Origin of the sequence: Trichococcus sp., assembly GCF_049684335.1 — a bacterium.
Lineage (GTDB): Bacteria > Bacillota > Bacilli > Lactobacillales > Aerococcaceae > Trichococcus.
Map to the genome: position 1 here is coordinate 151,231 of NZ_JBAVFV010000061.1, position 23,430 is coordinate 174,660.

General features: G+C 48.9%; 22 protein-coding genes. 13 read left to right on the forward strand and 9 right to left on the reverse strand.

Annotation, left to right across the window (positions count from 1 at the left end; genetic code table 11):
* Positions 1 to 158: 158 nt before the first annotated feature.
* Both WBM30_RS11545 and WBM30_RS11550 read right to left on the reverse strand, forming a co-directional pair.
* A complete protein-coding gene (locus WBM30_RS11545; RefSeq protein ID WP_424900850.1) occupies positions 159 to 1,052 on the reverse strand; it encodes an EamA family transporter in 894 nt (297 codons plus the stop codon).
* Positions 1,053 to 1,275: 223 nt separating this feature from the next.
* Positions 1,276 to 1,776: an N-acetyltransferase family protein gene (locus tag WBM30_RS11550; RefSeq protein ID WP_424900851.1), complete on the reverse strand. Its 501-nt coding sequence runs from the start codon at positions 1,774 to 1,776 to the stop codon at positions 1,276 to 1,278.
* 215 nt (positions 1,777 to 1,991) lie between these two features.
* Here WBM30_RS11550 and WBM30_RS11555 point away from each other — a divergent pair, with 215 nt between their 5' ends.
* The 7 genes from WBM30_RS11555 to WBM30_RS11585 all read left to right on the forward strand — a co-directional run bounded on the left by WBM30_RS11555 (position 1,992) and on the right by WBM30_RS11585 (position 9,562).
* A complete protein-coding gene (locus tag WBM30_RS11555; protein WP_424900852.1) occupies positions 1,992 to 2,693 on the forward strand; it encodes a response regulator transcription factor in 702 nt (233 codons plus the stop codon).
* The gene (locus tag WBM30_RS11560) at positions 2,690 to 4,117 is read left to right on the forward strand and encodes a sensor histidine kinase (protein WP_424900853.1); all 1,428 of its coding nucleotides are present in this window, start codon (positions 2,690 to 2,692) and stop codon (positions 4,115 to 4,117) included. Before WBM30_RS11555 ends, WBM30_RS11560 begins: the two co-directional genes overlap by 4 nt.
* A gap of 206 nt (positions 4,118 to 4,323) precedes the next feature.
* On the forward strand, positions 4,324 to 5,010 hold the full coding sequence (locus tag WBM30_RS11565) for a polyphosphate polymerase domain-containing protein (RefSeq protein WP_424900854.1): 687 nt from the start codon (positions 4,324 to 4,326) through the stop codon (positions 5,008 to 5,010).
* 25 nt (positions 5,011 to 5,035) lie between these two features.
* On the forward strand, positions 5,036 to 5,710 hold the full coding sequence (locus tag WBM30_RS11570) for a DUF4956 domain-containing protein (RefSeq protein WP_424900855.1): 675 nt from the start codon (positions 5,036 to 5,038) through the stop codon (positions 5,708 to 5,710).
* Positions 5,711 to 5,762: 52 nt separating this feature from the next.
* Positions 5,763 to 7,637, forward strand: coding sequence for a carbohydrate-binding domain-containing protein (locus tag WBM30_RS11575; protein WP_424900856.1), 1,875 nt, complete (start codon positions 5,763 to 5,765; stop codon positions 7,635 to 7,637).
* 107 nt (positions 7,638 to 7,744) lie between these two features.
* Positions 7,745 to 8,713: a serine hydrolase gene (locus tag WBM30_RS11580; protein WP_424900857.1), complete on the forward strand. Its 969-nt coding sequence runs from the start codon at positions 7,745 to 7,747 to the stop codon at positions 8,711 to 8,713.
* A 252-nt stretch (positions 8,714 to 8,965) separates the two neighbouring features.
* Positions 8,966 to 9,562 (forward strand): 50S ribosomal protein L25, encoded by a 597-nt coding sequence (locus tag WBM30_RS11585; protein WP_424900858.1) that lies wholly within the window; start codon positions 8,966 to 8,968, stop codon positions 9,560 to 9,562.
* 178 nt (positions 9,563 to 9,740) lie between these two features.
* Here WBM30_RS11585 and WBM30_RS11590 read toward each other — a convergent pair whose 3' ends face one another.
* Together WBM30_RS11590 and WBM30_RS11595 are read right to left on the reverse strand one after the other, a co-directional pair.
* Positions 9,741 to 10,235: an NAD(+) diphosphatase gene (locus tag WBM30_RS11590; protein ID WP_424900859.1), complete on the reverse strand. Its 495-nt coding sequence runs from the start codon at positions 10,233 to 10,235 to the stop codon at positions 9,741 to 9,743.
* 207 nt (positions 10,236 to 10,442) lie between these two features.
* Entirely contained in the window at positions 10,443 to 10,892 is a 450-nt protein-coding gene (locus tag WBM30_RS11595; protein ID WP_424900860.1) for an SRPBCC family protein, read from the reverse strand.
* Positions 10,893 to 11,251: 359 nt separating this feature from the next.
* Here WBM30_RS11595 and WBM30_RS11600 point away from each other — a divergent pair, with 359 nt between their 5' ends.
* Positions 11,252 to 12,484, forward strand: coding sequence for a DUF438 domain-containing protein (locus tag WBM30_RS11600; protein ID WP_424900861.1), 1,233 nt, complete (start codon positions 11,252 to 11,254; stop codon positions 12,482 to 12,484).
* A gap of 106 nt (positions 12,485 to 12,590) precedes the next feature.
* Here WBM30_RS11600 and WBM30_RS11605 read toward each other — a convergent pair whose 3' ends face one another.
* From WBM30_RS11605 to WBM30_RS11620, 4 genes are all read right to left on the reverse strand, one after another.
* A complete protein-coding gene (locus WBM30_RS11605; RefSeq protein ID WP_424900862.1) occupies positions 12,591 to 12,851 on the reverse strand; it encodes a hypothetical protein in 261 nt (86 codons plus the stop codon).
* Positions 12,852 to 12,869: 18 nt separating this feature from the next.
* Positions 12,870 to 14,999, reverse strand: a complete 2,130-nt coding sequence (gene feoB, locus WBM30_RS11610; protein ID WP_424900863.1) for a ferrous iron transport protein B — start codon at positions 14,997 to 14,999, stop codon at positions 12,870 to 12,872.
* Entirely contained in the window at positions 14,999 to 15,217 is a 219-nt protein-coding gene (locus WBM30_RS11615) for a FeoA family protein (RefSeq protein WP_424900901.1), read from the reverse strand. Before WBM30_RS11615 ends, feoB begins: the two co-directional genes overlap by 1 nt.
* A 251-nt stretch (positions 15,218 to 15,468) precedes the next feature.
* Entirely contained in the window at positions 15,469 to 15,966 is a 498-nt protein-coding gene (locus WBM30_RS11620; protein WP_424900864.1) for an AI-2E family transporter, read from the reverse strand.
* A gap of 157 nt (positions 15,967 to 16,123) precedes the next feature.
* On the opposite strand from WBM30_RS11620, the gene WBM30_RS11625 reads away from it, so the two are divergent.
* Positions 16,124 to 17,464: a hydroxymethylglutaryl-CoA reductase, degradative gene (locus tag WBM30_RS11625; protein ID WP_424900902.1), complete on the forward strand. Its 1,341-nt coding sequence runs from the start codon at positions 16,124 to 16,126 to the stop codon at positions 17,462 to 17,464.
* Positions 17,465 to 17,716: 252 nt separating this feature from the next.
* Here the strand turns inward: WBM30_RS11625 and WBM30_RS11630 are convergent, their stop codons facing one another.
* A complete protein-coding gene (locus tag WBM30_RS11630) occupies positions 17,717 to 18,889 on the reverse strand; it encodes a hydroxymethylglutaryl-CoA synthase (protein ID WP_424900865.1) in 1,173 nt (390 codons plus the stop codon).
* Between the two features lie 257 nt (positions 18,890 to 19,146).
* Between WBM30_RS11630 and WBM30_RS11635 the strand changes: the two genes are divergently transcribed.
* The 4 genes from WBM30_RS11635 to WBM30_RS11650 all read left to right on the forward strand — a co-directional run bounded on the left by WBM30_RS11635 (position 19,147) and on the right by WBM30_RS11650 (position 23,428).
* Positions 19,147 to 20,328, forward strand: a complete 1,182-nt coding sequence (locus WBM30_RS11635) for an acetyl-CoA C-acetyltransferase (RefSeq protein ID WP_424900866.1) — start codon at positions 19,147 to 19,149, stop codon at positions 20,326 to 20,328.
* A 186-nt stretch (positions 20,329 to 20,514) separates the two neighbouring features.
* Positions 20,515 to 22,002 carry a threonine synthase gene (thrC, locus tag WBM30_RS11640; RefSeq protein ID WP_424900867.1) on the forward strand — a complete coding sequence of 496 codons (1,488 nt, stop codon included), beginning with the start codon at positions 20,515 to 20,517 and terminating at the stop codon, positions 22,000 to 22,002.
* 324 nt (positions 22,003 to 22,326) lie between these two features.
* Complete coding sequence (locus WBM30_RS11645) at positions 22,327 to 22,770, forward strand: YaiI/YqxD family protein (RefSeq protein ID WP_424900868.1); 444 nt, start codon at positions 22,327 to 22,329, stop codon at positions 22,768 to 22,770.
* 37 nt (positions 22,771 to 22,807) lie between these two features.
* Positions 22,808 to 23,428 (forward strand): HD domain-containing protein, encoded by a 621-nt coding sequence (locus tag WBM30_RS11650; RefSeq protein ID WP_424900869.1) that lies wholly within the window; start codon positions 22,808 to 22,810, stop codon positions 23,426 to 23,428.
* Positions 23,429 to 23,430: the final 2 nt, after the last annotated feature.

Sequence of the window (23,430 nt, forward strand, 5' to 3'; positions counted from 1 at the left end):
GGAGGAGCCTAACAGCTCTAACAGCTTAATCCGTCATAGCCGACAAATAGGGCGCATACACAAACGAAGAACACCTCCCTCATTTTGGTGAGGAAAAGTGTTCTTCGTTTGCATATACAGCAATGTTAGCGTCGCCCTTAATCAGCCCTTTGATAGGTTTACTCGAATCCCAAGATGAAGATCCCTACCATGATCATCGCGATGACTGCGTATTGTTTTGCAGTCAGTTTTTCCTTCAGGAAGATGCGCGAAAGGATGACGGATACCATACTATAGGAAGAAATCAGCGGCGCAACGATGACTGCATTCGCGCTGATCGCAAAGACATAGAAGAACTGCCCCAAGGTTTCGAAGATGGCCGCCAAACCACGGTCTTTCTGATCGCGCAAAGCGAAGGTTTCCTTCTTGATCCAAACAAGATAAACCCACGTAATAACGGCAACGATAAGCCAAGTCAATTCATAGGAAATGTTCGCCTGCATTTCGTCCATCCCTCTGTCGAAGACCCACGCATCCGCGAATGTCCCAAGGGAATCGATCAATGCATATCCTAGCGGGAACAACAAAGCAACCGCACCGTATTTATACTTACGGTCGACCATTTCCTTGTTCTCTTTCCGTTCCGCCTCGGCAAACCGTTGCTCGAACACCGACAGCAGAATGACGCCAATCGTGATCAGCCCTACCGCAAAAAACTGGAGGCCGGTCATAGATTGGCCCAAGAAAATGAAAGTCAGCAAGCCCGATATCGCCCCTGACGAGTTCTGTACGGGTGAAGATATCGACAATTCCAGAAAACGCAGGCCGGCATACCCGACCGCCATTGATAAAATGTACAACGCCGATACCGGCAGATAGGCGATCATGTTGCTCGGGTCGTAGACCACGCCCGAAGTCAGCATGACATAGACCGCATGGATCCCCATGACCGCACCAACCATGATGACGATCTTCAGATAACTGTATTTATCTTTCGGGTCACTTCCCTTTTTATAAAACAAATCCGCTGTGCCCCAGGCCAAAACGGAAACTATCGCAAATAAAAACCACATGCTTCATCCATCCTTTATAAAATAATTTCTAAAACTTACTTATTAATTATACTGGATGGATGAAGGTTGCAATAAAAATAACGCAATGTTAACAATATGTTAACAGACTTATCATAAGCGACCCTCAACATAGTCGCTTACGATAGATAACTGACGCGTGTTTCTGTACCTGCAAAACGGAATCGGCAACGGAGCATCATCCCCACAGCTGCCAATCCTAAGGTCAGTCGCGCACCCTTTTGCCCAAATAGACGAGATCGCGTTCGATGCCGTCGAGCTCGGCCACTCTCGGTAAATATCCCCATTGTTCGAAGCCAAATTTTTTCATCAACCCGATACTTGGTGTATTGTGGCCGAAGATAAGGCAGACCAGATTGGTGATATCCAACTCGTCGCAGGCCGCCAATACCGTTTCCATGATTTGCGTGCCCATTTTTTTCCCGCGGTAGTCTTCATGGATATAGATGCTCAATTCCGCGGTCTTGTCGTAGGCAGCGCGCTCATGGAAAGCCTGAAAGCTCACCCAAGCACAGATTTTACCATCCTCTTCAAAAACCCAGATTGGTCTGTAGCTCGGCGAATGGTCCAGGAACCAGCCCATTTTTTGTTTGACGGTCACCGGTTCCAGATCGGCCGTCACCATTCGGCTAGGGATCGTCTGGTTGTAGATGGCGACGATATCTTCCACATCGTCTAAAGTTGCGTTTCTATGGGTAAGGGTCATTTGTTTATTCCTCCAAAAATCAAAAATTCACAGCCCGACTTCTCGAAGGACTATATGCTATTTTACCAGTTTGTCCGAGCGATGTGCCATCTAATTTCAAAAGAGCTTTCAAATAGTCTTTGCCCATTGCAATTTCTGCAGGATTGCCGCAGTTTTTCGTAATCTTCCCAATGAAAATCGGTTATACTGGATACAAGAATGGGGTGGATTTAATTATGAATGAAGAAATATATATTGCGGAAGATGAGGATGGCATCCGTTTGACCGTGAAGACATTTCTGGAGAGCGAGGGCTATGTGGTCTCCGACTTTCCCAATGGCGACCTGCTCTACGAAGATTTTCTGACCAAACAACCGGACTTGGTCATCCTGGATGTGATGATGCCGGGATCAAGCGGATTCGAGATCACTAAAAAAATCCGTGACATCAGTTCGGTGCCGATCATCATCCTGACTGCAAAAGACAGCGATATGGATTATGCGACTGGCATCAACTTGGGCAGTGATGACTATTTCACAAAACCGTTCAGTGCCATCGCCCTGAATATGCGCGTAAAAGCGATGTTGCGCCGCATCAAGATGGATCAGGAACGCATGCCTTCCCGCCAGGAAGAAGCGACGCTCCGAATCGGTGATATCGAGATTGATTTGGCCGCCATGTCCGTTAAACAAAATGGTACTTCCCTCAACCTGACTCCAAATGAATACAATGTGTTCGTTTATCTCATCGAAAACAAAAATCGTGCCGTTTCAAGGGACGAGCTTTTGGATTCTATCTGGGGCTACGGTAAGGACATCGAGACACGTGCCTGCGACGATACAGTCAGACGGCTGCGCAAAAAACTGGCCGGCTCCACAGTCGAGATCGAGACCGTTTGGGGATTCGGTTTCACCGTGAAGGAGTCGTCTGAAGGATGAAGACAGCGAAAAAAAGTATGAAGATCCGGCTTCTGACGACCGTCACATTGCTGTTGGCGGCTGTCTTTGCCTTCATCTACTTGGTGTTCAATTTTTTCTTCACCCAATACATCGAAACGACAGCGGACTCCCTGCTTGCCGAAGCGAGACAAAATTACATCGAGCGCCCCTTCGATGGGGACAAAAGATTGGACCCGGAACCCGCTGCATCGGATGGGACTATTGTGGATGAGCCCCGGGAAAAAAATCCTGAACCGCATACAGCCTTCGCATCCAGCGTCCAAAAGACGATCATTTCCGAAGATTTCGAAATACTGTTCCCACAGATTCAGGACACGGGATTCAGTGATGATGATGCTTTGGCGAATTTCGTTTCCGGACTGGAAAGTTCCGACATCACGTTGTCATTGACAGCCGATGGGAATTTGGAATTGGAGGATAATCTCTACTATTATTCCATCGCTCCCAACATCGAGGAGGAAGGGACCTATGCGGTATTCTTCCTGAATATGTCCGATTTGTTCGTCTTCGAGCAGAACCTGAATCAGATCCTTTTGATCATCATGCTTATCGGGTTGGTGACCATAGCCACCATCACCTATCTGCTCGTTTCAAGGATCACGAAACCGTTGCAGACGCTAGCCTTGTTCGCAAATGAAATCGGTGAAGGAAACTATCAGACGATCGATGAGGAGTTCGTCGATCTGGAGCTCCATGAACTGAAGACGACCATGAACGAGACCACAAAAAAACTCAAGCTATATGACGCCAATCAGCGTACGTTCTTCCAGAACGCTTCCCATGAACTGCGGACACCGCTGCAGATCATCAAGACCAACGCGGAGGGCATCGAAGTCGGCATCATCGATGACAAAAAGGGCGCCATCGCGATCAAGAACGAGACCGATAAACTGGGCACGCTCGTGGAGGATATCCTCTACCTGTCGCGACTGGAAACGCGCTCTTCAGATCGATTGACCAGCACAAATGACATCCGTGAGACATTGTCCTACACAGCTGAACGCTACGCCAGCGTCAGCAATCAAAAAAATCTGCAGGTGCTGTTCGACTTCCAGAAGGATCCTGTCCTGTTCCATTACGATGAGCGGGATTTTGAACGCGCCTTCCAGAATCTCATCTCTAACGCCCTGCGTTACGCAAAAGGCATCATCCGACTGGGCTGCAAGGAGATAGACAACCGGATCATGATCACCCTCTACAACGATGGCGAACCGATTTCCAAGACGGACCTGCCGCATATTTTCGATCGCTTCTACAAAGGAAATAAAGGCGTGCACGGCATCGGACTCTCCATCGTCCAATCGATTATTCAGACCTACGGCGGACGCATAGAAGTCATGTCCTCCACAAAAGGAACAACTTTCACGATTGTCCTGCCACAACAAAACACTTCAAATAAATAAAACATGGACCGAAACGCTGCTCGCCCCCATAGGCCAGCGTTTCGGTCTTTTTTGCAGTTGGATTCGGCACTATTTCAACTTTACGTATCTTTCCGCTCAATTTGCTCCATTTTTGCAACAACTCTCTGCCCTGTTTACGGAGAATTGTTTCCCAAATCGGCATAGAATAAGGATATCAAGAGAAACAAGAAATGAGGTCGAGCATTATGAGCGAAATATGCTACCGAAACGAATTCAAACACGAAATTTCCCAAAAGAACAAAGTCATCCTCACAAGTCGGCTGAGAAAGGTCCTGAAACATGACGAGAATTCAGTAGGCAACAGTTACAGCATCAGGAGTCTCTATTTTGACACGATTTATGATGATGCTTATTGGGACAAAGAGGATGGCCGCAGCTATCGCGAAAAATTCCGGATCCGTTATTACAACAATGACGTCTCATTTATCCGCCTAGAAAAAAAAGTCAAAGTCGGAGCAGTCGGTTACAAACAGAGCGCCTGCATCACGAAAGAAATGGCCGACCAGCTTATCCAAAAAAAATATGATTGCCTTGCTGATGCCAGCCATCCTTTGCTGCAGGAATTTTACGCCAAGTGCAAAAGCCAATGCATGGAACCGAAAGTGATCATCACTTACGAACGGGAAGCTTTCGCCTATGGACCCGGGAACACGCGCATCACACTGGATTTTGATATGCACGCCAGCACGAAAGTATCCTCTTTCTTCCATGACGGCCGGATCGGCATAAGGGAGCCCGGGATCGACTGCGTACTGGAAGTCAAATTCGACAATTACCTGCCTGGATGGATCCAAAGTCTGGTGCAGATAGAAGAAACCAACAGTACTTCGCATTCAAAATACGTAATTGGAAGACATTTAAATCAAATATAAGAAAATATCCAGGAGGAATATTGAAATGACAACATTTACAGATATCATTAAAAATAGTTTTTTGGAGCAAACAGCCGACTTTTCCATCACGGCGGCTTCAGTTTCCCTGCTGTCGGCGCTCTTCATCGGCCTATTCATTTTCTTCATCTATAAAAAGACTTATGCCGGCGTCATGTATTCGAAACCCTTCAACACATCGTTGGTCCTATTGTCGGTCCTGACCACTTTCGTCATCCTGGCCGTGACATCCAACGTTGTCCTCTCCTTGGGGATGGTCGGTGCCCTTTCCATCGTCCGCTTCCGTACCGCCATCAAGGAGCCGCTTGACCTGGTCTTCCTTTTTTGGTCGATCAGCGTCGGCATCATCCTTGGAGCTGGCTTATATTCTCTGGCTTTTCTCGGATCTGCGTTCATAACTGTCATCCTGCTCGTTCTGACAGGAAAGGTCGATTCCTCGGCTCCTTACATTTTGATGCTGCAGCTGGAGAATGAGAATGCAGAATTGCAGGCTACCGAAATCATCAAAAACCGTTTCGGGAAAGTCATCGTAAAATCCAAGAGCATCACGGACGGTCAACCGGAATTGATCTATGAAGTAAAAGTCAAAAACAACGAAACAAGCTTCATGAACGAATTGAGCGCCATCGAGGGCGTCAAAAATGCCACTTTAGTCAGCTACAACGGCAACCAATCCGGATGAGAAACGCAACCTTAATCAACTAAAAAACACACTAGAATAGGAGATTTAACCCATGAAAAGTACTATAATAAACCTAAAGAATAAACCGCTAACTCAAATGCTCGCACTGTCAGGTGCGCTAGCCTTATTGACCGCTTGTTCGACTGAAGCGAGCACCACTACAGCATCCAGCGCCGTCTCGACCACTGAGGCCACAGTTGCATCCACCCTTGCGTCAGACTCCAGTTATTCAGAAAAAAACAGCACAGCAATCCGTTTTTCCGATCAAACGATTACAGTCGACGGGTCTGGAGCTGCTGCTGAAGGTTCCATCCTGACCATCACGCAACCAGGTACTTATATCCTTAGCGGAACCCTGAGCGAAGGCCAAGTCCGTGTCGAAACAGTCGATGAAGCCGATGTCCAGATCGTTCTCGACGGGACTACCATCACGAATTCCACCGGAGCCGCCATCTACGTGAAAAGCGCCAACTCCGCGACCATCACTTTGGCTGAAGGAACGACCAATACTTTAAGCGATGGAGAAACCTATTCCTTCGAAGACAGTGAAGACGAGCCCGATGCGACCCTATTCAGCAAATCCGACCTCATCCTGAATGGAACGGGAACGTTGGTAGTCGATGCCAATTATGCCCATGCCATTAAAGGTAAAGATGATGTGACCATCGCAGAGGGAACTTATGAGATCACTTCTGTAGGCGACGCAATCAAAGGAAGCGATTCGCTCTTCATCAGTTCCGGTACTTTCACAATTGATGCGGGCGGCGACGGACTACAATCAACTAACGAGGAAGAAGAAGGCAAAGGAACTTTGACGATCGAATCAGGCACCTTCGCAATCACTGCAGCTTCGGACGGCATCCAAGCCGCAACCGATCTGCAGATCCTTGGTGGCGACTTTACAATCACAACCGGCGGCGGTAGCGCGAACAGCAGTACTGCGAGTGAATCTTGGGGAACCTGGGTAACACCTGCTGAAGAAGCAGCCACATCTACCACTGAAGAAACAACCAGCGCCAAAGGTTTGAAAGCGACAGGATCATTAGTGATTTCCGGTGGCACCTTCGTCTTGGACACATCCGATGACTCCCTCCATACCAATGACACAATCCAGATCACAGGCGGAGACTTCGCGATTGCTTCTGGGGATGATGGTATCCATGCCGAAAACACCTTGACAATCGATGATGGAACCATTAATATCAATCAAAGTTATGAAGGCATCGAAGCTACCGAAATCACGCTGAATCGTGGAGACATCACTTTGACATCAACGGATGACGGTGTAAACACAGCCGGCGGAAACGATGCGTCAGCCGTCAGCGGACGCCCTGGCGAAAACACCTTCACATCCACTGCAGAAGGTGCGGGTCTCTTGACCATCAACGGCGGATCACTAGTAGTAAACGCGAGCGGCGATGGACTCGACAGCAATGGCAGCATTGAGATGAACGATGGCACCGTAATCGTCAATGGCCCGACCGACAGCATGAACGGTACATTGGATTACGATAGTACCTTCAACATGAACGGTGGTACCCTGATTGGGGTCGGCAGTTCCGGAATGGCGATGAGCCCATCTTCGACATCCGCACAAAGCTTCCTGTTCACATCCTCTATCCCATTAGCTGCGGATGAAGCCATCCAAATCACCGGACCGGACGGAGAAGTGATCTTGACCTTTGAGGCTTCCACAACGGCTCAGTCGCTTGTATTCTCCAGTCCTGACCTAGTCAACGGCTCTGCATACACAATCACAACTGGCGGAACAGTTTCCGGTGAATCCACTACCGGTATCTACGAAGATACGTCCTTCAGCGGCGGTTCATCCACCGTTGATGTCAGCGCCACAACTGAAGCAAGCGGCGGACAAATGGGCGGTATGGGTGGCAACTCAATGCCCGTTTCCGGCGCCTCCGTGAAATAAACACACAGCAACAAAATATCTTTCCTAGCCGATCAACCCAGAAAAGAGACTAACCATACCCTCTTTTCGGTCATTGGCAAAAATTAGCTCCAGAAGAGGTAACTGAAATGAAAAAAAGAAAAAAACTAAAGAAAAAATATGCGCTTTTATTATCTACCTTGTTCCTTGCGGGCTGCGTCACGCTCCTGTTGTGGGATTTGGCAAATTCTCAGGAAGGGGAAAGTTCCGCTTCAGCCCAAACCTTGACGACGGATGTCGCGTACGCGGTTGATGAAATGCAGGAAGCGGATGAAAACATTGTGGCTGAAGCAAATGCGCTTCTCCAGAGCAGCACGATCATGACGACAGCCGGAGAAGAATTGGCGGCGGATTTGAATGAACTGAATACTGCCTACCCTCACCAGCTTGGATTTGTCCTCATCAATGAGCAGACCGGTGAAGCCATCACAACCAATACGTCCCGCGTCTTCACCAGCGCAAGCCTCTATAAACTGTTTTTGACGTATGCCATCCTCACGCAAGTTGATGCCGGCGCGCTCTCATTGGAAGACCAAATGGCTGACGGTGCAACCATAGATGATTACCTGACCAGCACCATCACCGTTTCAGACAACGAAACTGCCAAGGAACTCGCCTATCTGATTGGATGGGACAACATCGAAACCTTCATCCATGATCAGGGATTCGTTTCCACGAGTTTTAACCCCTATCTGGAATCCGATGGCATCTATTACAACGGCGACCTGGAAACAACGCCAGCCGAAGTCGCTTTATTACTGGAACGCTTGTTGGATGGCGAATTGCTTTCAGAATCCAGCACCGAATACTTTCTGGGACTCTTGAGCGATCAGCAGCTCGTCTATGCACTTAACACTGGCCTTAGCTCGGATGTGACCTTTGCGCATAAAACTGGCTTGTTGGATGACGTATCCCACGATGCCGGCATCCTGACAATGGATGGTCAGAATTATATCGTAGCCGTTTTGACGGATAGTTGGCAAAACGCGACCGATGACGCCACCCCAGTATTCGAGGCAATCGGTTCATCCGTGATGACTTACCTGTATGCACAATAAACCAAAAAAACTACAAAAGCTTGATTGTTCGGAATTTTTTTCCGGAACCCAAGCTTTCGCTATACAGCAAGGATTTATCAGGGTAAATCCTTGCTGTAAAAGCTTGAAACAAGAGACAGTATCAGGCTTATCGTTAGCTATCTGACCTGAGATGCGGTATGCTATAGAGGTACTATCTATTTGCTGACGTTATATTTTTTATAGCCAGCTCAAATCCAAGCCAGTACAGGTATACTTCCAGGAGGAAAACATATGAAATTACAAGTAGAGAAACGCGAAAAAGTTGGCTCATCTGCAGCAAAGCGTGCACGATTGGACAAGAAACTGACTGCAGTCATCTATGGTAAAGATGTTGAAGCAACTCCAGTATTACTTGATGCAAAAGATTTTGACGAAGTGCTCAAGCAATTAGGTAAAAATGCGATTTTTGAAGTCAGCATATCCGGCGGAAAAACGATGCAAGTCATCCTTAAGGACATCCAACAGGCTGCCCTGAAGAACGAAATCCAAAACGTCGAATTGCAAGTAATCACAAAAGGTCAAAAATTGACGATGACTGTTCCGATTCACTTGGTTGGTAGTGAAAACGTCAAAGAAGGTGTCTTGACCCAAACATTGAACGAATTGGAAATCGAAACGGAAGCTAGCAATGTCCCTACCGAATTCCAAATCGCTGTTAATGAAATGACCATCGGTGATACTTTAACAGTTGCCGATATCAAAGTCGATGCCGACATTTCAGTCCTTACCGACCTAGAAAAAGCAGTTGTTGTCCTTTCTGCTCCAGTAGCCGAAGAGGTTGCAGAGGAAGTAGCCCCAACCGAAGCAGCTGAAAAAGTCACTGAATAATTTTTCAATCTGATAAGCCTAAAACCTTGCTTGGCACACTTACAGGTTTCATCAAGTTTAGGCTTACCTAGACAACAAAAAAGTTTCGGTTTTGAACGTCAAAACCGAAACTTTTTTTGTTTACACCAAATTAATTCTTGAACTATACTGCTTAGGAATCCTTCAAAGCAGTAGCTTGCTATAGCCCGTGGCTTTTTTCCAAATAGTTTTCCAGGAAGCGCTGAGCCAAACTGCCTTTTTTGATGTTGGCTTGCGCAGCTTCGATGGAGAACCATTCCGCCTGATCCACTTCATCCGTCATACCATCAAGACGCTCGTCCGCGACGATGCAGGAAAAATTCAGCATCAATGTGTTGTTTTTTTCAAAATATTCACTTTTGTTGTAGCGCAATCCAACCGTTTGCAGCCCAAGCTCTTCGGCGATTTCACGAGCCGCTGCCTGTTCCGCATCTTCGCCTTTATTGACGTATCCCGCACAGAGAATAAAATCCGCCCCGCCGTACTGTTTGATCAACAAAATTTTATCTTGTTCCTTGTTCAAGATGACCATGCTTACAGCTGTGTTGAATACAGGGAATCGATATCCCTCACAACTGTTGCAATATGGGATATTCCCTTCGTTCTCCAGATGTTTCGCTTCCAGTTCTGTTCCGCATTCTATGCAATAATTCATCTATTTTGTACTCCCTTTCCGATTATGATTCCGTTTGCTCCTTCTAAAACCGTTACCCTACTGCAAACCTCATAGGACAATATGGGATATTATAGCACGCCGGACTTGTATTTCCTCCCAATAATAATAACCCGAAAATTGAACATTCGAAAAAAAGAATGTACAGTTTTCGGGTTTGATTTATTGGAGATGGTATGTTCTTCTTTTTTATTGTGCTGATTCGCAGATGGCTTTTATGTTTTCCAATGTATGCTGGGTCGAGTTTTCTTCCATTTTGTCCGTTACGAGTTTATCGAGGATTTTGGTGAACAGAGTTTCAGGCGGAACGCTGTCGATATCGAACGTCAGCTCCGTTCCTCCATCTTTGGCGATGTAGCGGCTGGTTTGCTTGGTTGGAAAACTTCCGGTGATGTTCCCTTTCCAGATTGCGCCATCAGCAGTAAGCTGGCTTTCAGTTACTTCGATGGTGACTGGAAAATGCATGCCCATCATGGAATAGCTCGATTTTACGATCGTGCCGACTTCCCCTTTTCCGTGGACGCTTTCCGCTTCGGAAAGACCATTGTAGAAGTGTGACCAATTTTCAGGATTGATTGTGTACTCATAGACTTTTTCGACTGGTGCGTTGATGAAGATAGTCTTTTCAAAAGTAGCCATTATTGATGTTCTCCTTTCAAAAACCATGCAGTGTTTTATGCTTCGCTGAGGATAGGGATGGCCGGGAGGATAAAAAAGAAACTTTTCACTTGCATTCTCCATGGGAAATATGGACAGATTGCTTGTTCGTCTTCATTATACGCCTGTGTTGACCATTATCAAAAATGTACCGCTGTTTTTCAATCTGTCATTTAAAAATATTTTCCCCTTTGTGACCGTATCGTTTGTCCTCTAACAGTTATCGCTCTAAAATAAGAGTGACAAGTGCAATGAAGCCTTTGAATATTCACATTGTTTTTTGCCGCCCAGTTCAAATGCATTCTGCTTCGGGATGAATGAAAGCAAGCGAGGGGATCACAATGGAAGAAGACATCAAAAAAAGTACCCGCGAAGAAGTATTGGAGCAACGCCAAGCAATTTTGAAGGACCTGATTCTTCGCCTTCATGCAGGTGATGACTACGAGCAAATCAAGAAGGAATTCAAGGAACATTTCGCGACGGTCAGCGCTCTGGAAATTTCGATGATGGAACGGAGATTGATCGAACAAGGGCTTGCTGTCGAAGAGATTCAGCGTCTCTGCTCAATCCATGCCGATTTGTTTGCTGATGCAGTGACATATGGACTAGCACCCTCTCCGGATAGCGAGAACCCGGGGCATCCAATCCGGGTGCTGAAGGAAGAAAATGTGGCCATCGAATCGACGCTCGACCGGATTGCGCGCCTCTTGGAAAGCTATCTCACTGAGCCGGACCCCGATCTGAAAACCGGGCTGCTGAAGCAACTGGATATCCTCTGGGGCTTTGACAAGCATTACGCGCGCAAAGAATACGCTATTTTCCCGATCATGGAGCGCTACGGCATGACCGCTCCGCCAAAAGTGATGTGGGGCGTGGACGACGAGATTCGGGGACAGTACAAGAAAATGAGACGGTTGTTGGAAGAAGGACAGCTGGCCCCCCTCAAAGTGACTTTCGAAACGCTTCAGCAGGAAATGAAGGAAATGTTCATTAAGGAGGAAGACATCCTGTTGCCGATGGTATCCGACTCCTTCACTGAAGACGATTGGCTGAAGATTGCGGCTGAATCGGATGAAATCGGCTATTGCATCGTCCACCCAGAATCGCAATGGCTGCCCGAACGCGCCGATTTTGAAACAGGAGAAGCAATGGGTTCCATTCCGGAAGGCAACATCGCCTTCGGAACCGGCTACCTTACGGTGAAAGAACTGGAAAAGATGTTGAACCGATTGCCATTGGAGCTCACCTTCATCGATGCGGATGGGATCGTGAAGTATTACAATGACGGGCCGGAAGAGAAAATTTTCATGCGCACGAAATCCGCACTGGGAAGAGACGCCGAAAACTGCCATCCGCCAAAAAGCGTCGCACTCATGAAACAACTGGTCTCGGAGCTGAAATCCGGAAAAAAAAGCCAGGAAATCATGTGGTATGAGGAAGGCGGAAAGTTTATCATCGTGAATTATTGCGCTCTTCGTGATGATGACGGCACCTATCTGGGTGTCTTGGAATACGTGCAGGAGGCTCAGTCAATCCGCGATTTGACAGGGGCAAAACGCCACCTTTCCGAGTGAATTCTATTTGTTCTCTTCACCGGAGATTCCGCTCTTTTCTTCAGATAAAAGTCGGTGCCTCAATCAAAAACGATTGAGGCACCGACTTTTTTGTTGTTCATTTTTATTATTTGATGATTTGGGAGGTCGGGCAGTGCTTTTCTGCCGACCCACTTTCTTGCGCAACACCGAGATGGACCATCAGTGCGGTGCCAGCAATACAGTCGCCCTCAGCCTTTAACGGAGCAGGCTCATTCATCGGGCAAACCGTTACGGTGCAGGCATTGCATTTCTTTCTTCCGCTCGCGATCAAACGGATTTGACGGAATAAGATGTACCCCATCAAAGTCATAAACAACAACAAAACGATCCAAGATTGAACATTCATACGTTATTCCCCCTCTTCCTATTTGACCATCGGTTTCGCCAAGCTTCCCCACATCGGGGAGGCTTTTTTGGGCGCGGGTCTGACGACCAAGAACACCAATGTTGCCGTTGCTGCAGCAGCTATGCTGGCTCCCGCCCCGAAAGGCGCACCCAACACGATAACGGCCCCGAGCTGATTGATGATGAAGGCCAAGACATAAGCCAAAGTTGTCTGATACAAGACACCGAAAAGCGTCCATTTAGCGCTGCCGAATTCGGTGCGCATGGCTCCGACAGCCGCGAAACAAGGCATGCAGATCATATTGAACACGAGGAACGATACTGCGCTGACCGGGTTGAACAGCATACTGAATGCGGCAGCTACCTCCGCCTCCGAGCCGGTTGTCCCCATCAGTACACCAAATGTGCCGACAACATTTTCCTTAGCGATCAGTCCTTGGATGGTCGCCACCGTTGCTTGCCAAGAGCCGAAGCCCAATGGTGCGAAGAACACAGCAACAGCACCGCCGATCTGAGCCAAAATACTTTGGTCGCCTTCAACCGTCATCTGCATTTGCCAGTTGAAGGAAGAAAGGAACCAGATTAAACTCGAACTCAAAAAAATGACGGTCCCGGCATTTTTTACGAATGCCATGCAGCGGGCCCCAACCGCGCGGAAAATGCTTTTCCATTGCGGCCAGTGATACATCGGCAACTCCATGACGAATGGCGATGCCTCCCCGGAGAATATGGCTGTCTTACGCAGCAGCACGCCGGAAAAGATGACCGTCGCAATCCCCAACAGGTACATCGACAAGGCAACCCAGGATGCGCCGCCGAAGATGGCATTAGCGATTAGGGCGATGACCGGCAGTTTCGCACCGCATGGGATGAAGGAAGTGGTCAGGATCGTCATGCGCCGGTCCTGCAGGTTTTCGATTGTGCGGGAAGCCTGGATGCCCGGGACCGAGCAGCCGGAACCGATCAACAGCGGGATGAATGATTTACCCGAAAGGCCGAAGCCGCGGAATACCCTATCCATCACGAAAGCGACGCGGGCCATATAGCCGCTGTCCTCTAGCAAGGTCAAGCAGAGGAACAAGGCTGCCATCTGCGGCAGGAAGCCCAGAACTGCACCTACGCCTCCGATGGCGCCGTCGATCACAAGGCTGCTGACTGCAGGATGGATGTCGATGCTGTCGAAGAAACTTTGCACGACCCCTGGCACGATGCTTCCGAACAACACATCATTGACCCAATCGGTCCCCCACGTCCCCACAGTCGTGATGGCGAAGTAGTAGACCGCGTACATGATCAGGACGAAAATCGGAAACCCAAGCCAGCGGTTCGTTACGATGTTATCAATCATGACCGAAAAAGAAGCTTTGTCGCTATTTTTCACGAGCACTTGGCGCGTAATTTTCGTCACGAATTTATAGCGTTCATTGATCAAGATTGCCTCGGAGTCGTCGTCCAATTCCTTCTCATAACGGCTGAGGAGCCCTTCCATGACAGCCTGTCCGTCCTCGGGAATCGCAAGTTTCCCGCTTGTTTGTCCGTCCCTTTCGAAAAGCTTGATGCTGTAGTAACAACGCAATTTTTTCGGAATCAATGGAGCAATAATTTCTTCGATCGTATCAAGGATGCTTTCCACGACGATACTGTATGTAATCGGTTCAGCTACAGATATTGGTTCAGCGATGGCCTTGTACAACTCTTCCAATCCGCTCTCCTTCAGTGCCGAAATCGTCACGAACGGCATACTGAACGCGCGCGACAGTCCGGCGACGTCCAGCTGATCGCCCCTTTTTTCGACAATGTCCATCATGTTCAGGACGACTACAATCGGCAGATGTAATTCCATCAATTGGGTGGTCAAGTAAAGATTCCGCTCCAAGTTGGAGGCGTCGACGATATTGATGATCAGATCCGGTGCGTCCAGCGTCAAATAATCACGCGTGACGATTTCCTCAATCGTGTAAGGGGAAAGCGAATAGATGCCTGGCAGATCGATGACTTGCGTTTCGCCGTCATGCAGCAAGGTGCCAGCCTTCTGTTCGACCGTCACCCCCGGCCAGTTGCCGACGCGTTGGGTGGAACCTGTCAAATGATTGAATAAAGTCGTTTTCCCACTATTGGGATTTCCGACCAGCGCTATGGTTTTCCCCATCATTTTTCCTCCCCGAACGTAACTTCGATCATCTCGGCATCTTTTTTGCGTATCGACAATTCATATCCGCGCACCATCACTTGGATTGGATCGCCCAATGGTGCAACTTTTCTGACATAAATGGTAGTACCTTTCGTGATCCCCATATCCATCAATCTTCTGCGGGTAGCGCCTTGTCCTATTATTTTGTTCACAATTGCAGATACACCGATCGGCAAATCCCTTACATTCGTCAAAATCGTCCCCTCCATTCTTTCAGCAATAGTAATTTTCCGACGCTAATTGAGAACCATTCTCATTAAATCATAGCTTAAGGCATAGACTCTTTCAGGTCAAGACAATTCGGGCATTTTTACTTATATTTTTATACCGGAAATGAATGGATGGGTCCTTTCTGCAAGGGTGCGAAAAAAATAAAAAGGCACGGAAGAAGTCACTCTCTCCCGTGCTTGTGAAATGCTGTTTCTTTTCAGCGACGATATTTATCATAATTGTTGCGGCTGACACTCGATACTTCCAAAACGGCTTTGATCACTACGGCAACCACTGCGCCCAGAACGGCACCAATCGGCCCGAACAATAAGATACAGATGACGGTCGCCAGAAACGTGTACAATGGTCGGATTCCGAGTTCCTTCCCTGTAATGAACGGCTCCGCAATCTGACGGACAACCACAAGAATGATGTACAGCAGTCCGATTTGCCAAGCCAACGTTGTGTTCCCAAGCAGCAAATGGATCACCGCCCAAGGAATCATCACCATCCCGCTCCCCAGAATCGGGATAAGATCGAAAACTGCGATTCCCAGAGCCTTCAGGAACCAAAAATCGATGCCGAAATACAGAAAGCCGATGCACAACAGGACAAAGCTGATAGCAGCCAATTTGATGGCTGATATTAGATACCCCTTTAAGCCTTTTCCGGTTGCGTTGATGATTTCTTTGATATAATAGCTGATCGTATCCAATGCGATCCCTCGCTTTCTCTTTATACATTCAGTATACACGCCCGTGCACTAGCCAAGCATCGGCCATTGGTCGGATTCTTTCCCGTTGGAGGCGAGACACTTGACGGCTGATGCCATCAGGATGGTTCTATGATAAGATTATAGGAAACAGACACCGATTACACGCGAAAACACTCGGGAAAAGGAGCATAAAATGGAATCCAAATATCTTCAGAAATTTTACGATAAAACCCCATACGAAAGGATCACTGCCTTACACTCGGCCGGCGTCCTGAATGAAGAAGCGACAGCCAAGCTTCATGAAGGATTAAGCTTGCCCCAGGAAATCGCCGACAACATGATCGAAAACCAATTGAGCACGTACGAGTTGCCCTACGGTGTTGCCTTGAACTTTTTGATAGACGAAAAAGATTATGCCGTCCCGATGGCCATCGAAGAACCTTCCGTCATCGCTGCAGCCAGCGCCGGCGCGAAAATCATCGCCATGGCGGGCGGATTCCGGACGACGATCCAAAAACGGGTCATGATCGGTCAAGTCGCATTGAAAAATGTCCCCGCCAGCGATGCTGCTGAACAACTAATTCTTTCGCATCAGGATGAGATCCTGGAGGCGGCCAATGATGCCCACCCTTCCATCGTGAAACGTGGCGGCGGTGCCCGTCGCGTAAGCGTAAGGTGTTTGGCCGCCGTTCCCGATGAAGGGATTCCGGCGTTTCTTGTCGTCCATCTCCATGTCGAGACGTTGGAGGCGATGGGGGCCAACATCATCAATACGATGATGGAAGGCGTCATCCCTTACCTGGAGAGTTTGACCGGTGGCGAAGCTTTGATGGGAATCTTGAGCAATTACGCGACAGACTGCTTGGCGACCGCCGAGTGCCGGATACCGGCTGCACTTCTGGCCAAAGGAGAGTTCTCCGGTGATGAAGTGCGCGACCGGCTGATCGAAGCCTGTCAGTTTGCCTACGTCGATCCTTATCGCGCCGTCACCAACAACAAAGGCATCATGAACGGCATCGATGCCATCGTGCTGGCATCTGGAAACGATTGGCGCGCCATTTCTGCGGGAGCGCATGCCTATGCCTCCCGTAGCGGACAGTACCGTTCGCTGACAACTTGGAAAAAAGCGGAAAACGGGGATCTGCTTGGAAGTCTGACTTTGCCATTGCCTATCGGAGCTGTGGGCGGTTCCATCAACTTCCACCCTGCAGCGAAAATGACGAAAGAAATCCTCGGCTACCGTTCAGCATCCGAACTGGAGTCCATCATCGCATCGGTCGGCCTGGCGCAAAATTTTTCTGCCATCAAAGCACTGGTGACGGAAGGTATTCAAAAAGGACATATGGGCCTGCATTCGCGTTCACTGGCGATCAGCGCTGGCGCGGTCGGTAACGAAATCGAACAGCTGTCCCAGCAGCTTAAGAGCGGAAAAAATATGAATCTGGCGACGGCGCAGTCACTTTTGGCGCAAATCCGTTTGGAGGAACCGCACGTTTGACAGCTCCTCCAGGCGTCAACTCCGGGGAAGACTCGCTTACCCGGAATTGGAGAAACTGATTTTATCGTCAACTCCGGGGAGCGCGTGCTCACCTGAGTTGACGAGCCTAAATCCCGTTCAGCTCCGACGAGAACTCCCTCATCGGAGATCGCGAGAGCGGAGGAATGCTCGCAGGAGCCATCGCAAAGAAACAGCACGCCGTCCACCATTTATCTGGCTGACGGCGTGCTATTTTTCATCACATTCTATCCATCATCGTGCTTTGTTCAGATAGATGCGTTTGTTATAATCCATTCCTTCGATGCAGATAGTTGCAGGATCTGCGTCCACATCCAATTCGATGCTTGAACCATCGACCGGCAAAACGTGGGAAAAGATTTCTTCATATTCTTTGACGGTAACTTCTTCGCGTCCGGCAAACAATTTTCCATGCTCAGCGGCAGCCAAAGCCTCTTTGAACCCGTCCTGCAGCGTGGCTGCGAAGAACTCGCCGACCGCTCCCGATCCGTAACTGAAGAGACCGATTTTGTCGCCCGCCTTCAGATTGTCGGAAAGCTCCAACAAAGACAGCAGGCTCAGATACAATGACCCAGTATAGATATTACCGACGATTTTGTTGTAGACAGTGCTTGTCTGGTAATGTGCCGTCAGACGTTCACGGTCCGCTTCGGAACCTTGGTCCAGCACTTCGCGCAGAGCTTTCATGCCCATTTTCGTGTAAGGCAGATGGAAACAGATTGCTTCGAAGTCAGCCAATGTAGCTCCGTATTTCGCTTTGAAGTCTTCCCAAACGTTCACGAAGAACGAAATATACTGTTCATTTGAATATTTACCGTCGACAAAAGCCGTTTCCGAGTAGATGGGTCTCCAAAAATCCATCACATCGGCGGTCAGATAGCTGCTTTGATTTTCCAGCGCAAGGATGCGCGGTTCCGCGCTGATGATCATGGCCACCGCACCGGCACCTTGCGTGACTTCACCGGCCGTACCGATTCCATAGCGGGAAATGTCCGAACCGAGCACCAATACCCGGCTTTCCGGATTCAAAGCGACATGGCCTTTCGCCAATTGGATACCCGCAGTCGCTCCGTAGCAAGCCTGTTTCAATTCGATGCAACGGGCATGTTCCTGGATCCCAAGCAGGTCGTGTACATAGACGGCACCTGATTTCGAATTGTCGATGCCGGATTCCGTTCCGAAAATGACCAGGTCGATTTTCGCCAAATCTTCCTCATCGATGATGCGTAAAGCGGCATTCGCGGCTAGCGTAACGGCATCCTGCGTTATTGGCGCAACAGCCATTTTTTCTTGCCCGATGCCGATCGTGTATTTGGCCGGATCCACTCCCCTGGCCTCCGCCAATTTTTCCATGTCCACAAAGAAGTGCGGCGCATAAAAGCCAATCTTATCTATCCCAATCTTCACGACAACTACCCCTTACTGTTCATATATAACTTATTTGATGCCTCTCCTCCCAAATGATAGACCAGACCGCTCAAAAAAACAACCTCAGGCCACCAAATTAAAGATATCTTACAAAACCCTTATCGAAAAATTGTATATGATTTGTAATTCTTTACTAATTCTTATATCATTATGAGCGCTTAGTCACGTAAAATAGGAAGTATCAAAGGTCGATGAAAATAATTCTACCCAAAACAACACATAAAAGGAGACATTTAATGGAAGAAGTCGTAATTGTCAGTGCTGCCAGAACCCCCATCGGTTCATTCGGAGGCAGCCTCAAAAATTGTACTGCAGTGGATCTGGGGAAAACGGCAACTGAAGCTGCGTTGAATCGTGCCGGCCTTTCCCCTGAAGAAGTCGATTCCGTCATTTTCGGAAATGTCCTTCAGGCTGGCATCGGCCAGAACACAGCGCGGCAGATCGCAGTAGCTGCTGGAATCCCTTATGAAAAAACCGCTATGACGATCAATGAAGTCTGTGGCTCCGGTTTGAAAGCGATCATCCTGGCGAGCCAAGCCATCCGTCTGGGCGATGCCAGAACAGTAGTCGTCGGAGGCACCGAAAGCATGTCGCAGGCACCCTATCTCTTGCCGAACCAACGTTGGGGAAGCAAACTCGGAGATATCAACGCCATCGACAGCCTTGTGCATGACGGCCTGACGGATGCGTTCGATCAGCAGCACATGGGCATCACCGCCGAAACGGTGGCGGAAAGATTTCAAGTGAGCCGCGAAGAGCAGGATGCTTTCGCGTTGCGCTCACAACAGAAGGCGGCAAGCGCGCAAGAAATGGGCTATTTCAAGCAAGAAATCGCGCCGGTTATCCTCACAGACCGTAGGAATCAACAAACGGTCGTGGCCGATGATGAATATATCCGCAAAGATGTCACTATTGAGAGCTTGAGCAAATTAAGGCCGGCCTTCCAAAAGGACGGCACGGTGACTGCCGGGAACGCATCCGGGATCAATGACGGAGCGGCCGCCTTGGTGCTGATGACGAAGTCGGAGGCCGAAGCGAAAGGCATCCCATACCTGGCCACAATCAAAGGCTATGCCGAAACCGGGATAGATCCTGCCATCATGGGCTACGCACCTTACTATGCCATCAAGCAAGTATTGGAAAAGACCGGGCTGCGTGCAGAGGACATCGACCTCTTTGAATTGAATGAAGCATTCGCCTCCCAGAGTATTGCCGTAGTCAGGGATTTGGGCTTGCCTGAGGAAAAAGTCAACATCAGCGGCGGAGCCATCGCCTTGGGGCATCCCATCGGCGCATCCGGATCCCGGATTTTGGTGACCCTGCTGCACGCACTGGAACGGACCGATATGAAGCTCGGACTTGCTTCCCTTTGCATCGGTGGCGGAATGGGCATCGCCATGATCGTTGAGCGCCCTTGAACCTATTTTAGACCACACCCGCTCCCACCCCCGTCATTTGCTTGAACGGGGGATTTTTTTCATAAAAACGTGCATAAGAACAGCGCGCATTTCGATATGTTATTGAGTTTTCAACGAAAATGTGGCATACTCTTTATGAGAAATTTTTAATTTAAAAATGAGAATAATGTAGAGGAGACTGAATCCGTGACGACCTATCATAGCACACGAAATGCAGAAAAAACACTGACGGCTTCACAAGCAATATTACAAGGGATAGCGCCAGACGGCGGATTGTACGTACCTGATCACATTCCGGCTTTGGACATCGCATTGGATCGCCTTTCCGACATGACTTACCAAGAATTAGCCTACGAAGTAATGAAAAACTTTTTTGACGATTTCACTGAAGAAGAATTGAAACATTGCGTCAACGCAGCCTATGATGACAAATTTGACGACTCCAGCATTGTCCCGTTGGTGAAAGCCGGCGGACACCACTACTTGGAATTGTTCCACGGCCCGACAATCGCGTTCAAGGACATGGCCCTTTCCATCTTGCCGCACCTGTTGACGACTTCAGCCAAGAAGAACGGCAGCACGAAAGAAATCGTGATCCTGACGGCAACTTCCGGCGATACCGGAAAAGCGGCATTGGTCGGATTCGCCGATGTTCCTAACACACGCATCATCGTCTTCTATCCTAAGAACGGCGTCAGCGCCATCCAGGAAAAACAAATGGTGACGCAAAAAGGCGATAACACTTCTGTCGTTGCAATCGACGGAAACTTCGATGACGCACAGACGAACGTCAAAAACATGTTCGGAAACGCAGACTTGGCTGCACGTTTGGATAAAGCAGGATTCCAATTCTCGTCTGCCAACTCCATCAATATCGGCCGGTTGATTCCGCAAGTTGTCTATTACGTCTATGCTTACGGCCAGATGGTGAAACAAGGTGCCATCGCTGCCGGTGAACCGATGAACGTCGTTGTCCCTACCGGCAACTTTGGGAACATCTTGGCTGCCTACTTCGCGAAACAAATGGGCTTGCCGATCCAAAAACTGATCATCGCTTCAAACGAAAATAAAGTCTTGGTCGATTTCTTCGACACTGGCGCTTATGACCGCAACCGCGACTTCATTTTGACGACATCCCCATCCATGGATATCCTGGTTTCCAGTAACTTGGAACGCCTGTTGTTCCTGTTGGCCAATGAGAGCGCGGCAGCTGTCCAAACTTTCATGGACCAATTGAAGGAAATCGGTCGCTACGAAGTGACGGAAGAAATGAAGGAAAAAGCAAAGGATTTCTATGCCGACTACGCGACTGAAGAAGAAGTCAGTGCTCAGATTGCTGCGCTTTATCATGCTGAAGGGTATGTCATCGACCCGCACACAGCTGTGGCGGCACATGTTGCCAACACTTATGTAGCTGAAACCGATGATCACACACCAATCATCATAGCGTCGACTGCCAGCCCTTATAAATTCCCGCAAGCCGTCCTGAACGCCATCGATCCTGAGTTTTCGGATGATTCCATGGAAGAAATGTTGGACCGCCTGAGAGAATTGAGCAGCGTTGCTTTCCCAGCGGCAATCGAAGAATTATTAACTGCGGAAGTTCGCCACAACACAGTTGTCGCTTCCGACGACATGCAGAAGAGCGTCGAGTCCATCCTGGGCTTGAACTGATTTACAAATGTTTAAACGCCTAGCCGGCGGTCCGGAATGTTTCCGGACTGCCGGCTTTTTTGCGCGTCGGGCTAGGTTTGGTTCTGTACTCCGGCGAGACCAGCCTTCGCCGGAGCTGAGGATGCAAAGATATACTCTCCTCCGGTCAGCCTCCCCTCATCGGAGGTAGCGGCAACCTTTCACTCTCAACTCCTGCAGACTGGCCTTGACCGGAGTTGCCGGTAATATTTCAGTTGTTTTTCTGACTAGTAACACACATCAGAGAGAAATCCACGCTGTTTTTTGGTAAAATGGAGTCAGAAAGAAACAGAATCGAGGCGCTATATGAATATATTGATCGACGGGGATGCTTGTCCCGTAAAAGACATCATCATCGAAGAAGCCATCAAACGCGACATACCGGTCACAATCGTTACAAGCTTTGCACACTTTTCCAATGCGCCCCAACCGCCCGGAGTGAAGACCGTCTACGTCGATTCCGGTGCGGACGCCGCCGACTTCAAGATCATCCAGCTAGCACACAGAGGCGATCTGCTGGTCACGCAGGACTACGGTTTGGCCTCCCTCGCTTTGCCAAAGGGACTCACCGTCCTCCATCACAAAGGCTTCGTCTACGACAACAGCAACATGGAACGGCTGCTTGAAGACCGCTACATGAGCGCAATGATACGCAAAAGCGGCAAACGCACAAAAGGCCCGAAGCCATTCACAGATGCTGATCGGCATACATTCCGGAAACTGCTCATTTCCAAACTGCAAGAAACCTAATGGGATCCTAACAGAATCAAGAAAGAGGTGCTTCAGAATGCGCAATGAAATGATTATCGAAGATGTGAAACATGTCGTCGCGGACAAGCTGAGGAACGAAGCTACGGGGCATGATTGGTGGCATACGCTGCGGGTCTACAATACGTCCATGGACATCGCCGAAGCGGAAGGAAAAGGCGATCGCCTCATCATCGGCTTGGCGGCCCTTTTGCATGATGTCGCCGACCATAAATTCGGCTACACCGACGACGATCGTGAAGCCATCATCACCGACATCCTCAGGCCTTTCGAGCTGAGCGACTCCGTCATTGAGCAGGTCATCTACATCGTGAACAACCTTTCCTTCAAGCAAGGGAAAAACAAGCATGTTCTGGAAACAATCGAGGGCCGGATCGTGCAGGACGCCGACCGTTTGGATGCCATCGGCGCAATCGGCATCGCCCGCGCTTTTGCGTATGGTGGGCACAAAGACCGTCCCCTCTATGATCCCGAACACAGTGGGGATCCGGACAGCGATACGATCGGCCATTTCCACGAAAAGCTGCTCCTTTTGAAGGACGGCATGCACACGGAGACCGGCAAGCAAAAAGCGCTCGCCCGCCATGAACGGATGGAACAATTCCTGAAGGACTTCCATTCCGAGTGGGAAGGAAAATAGCA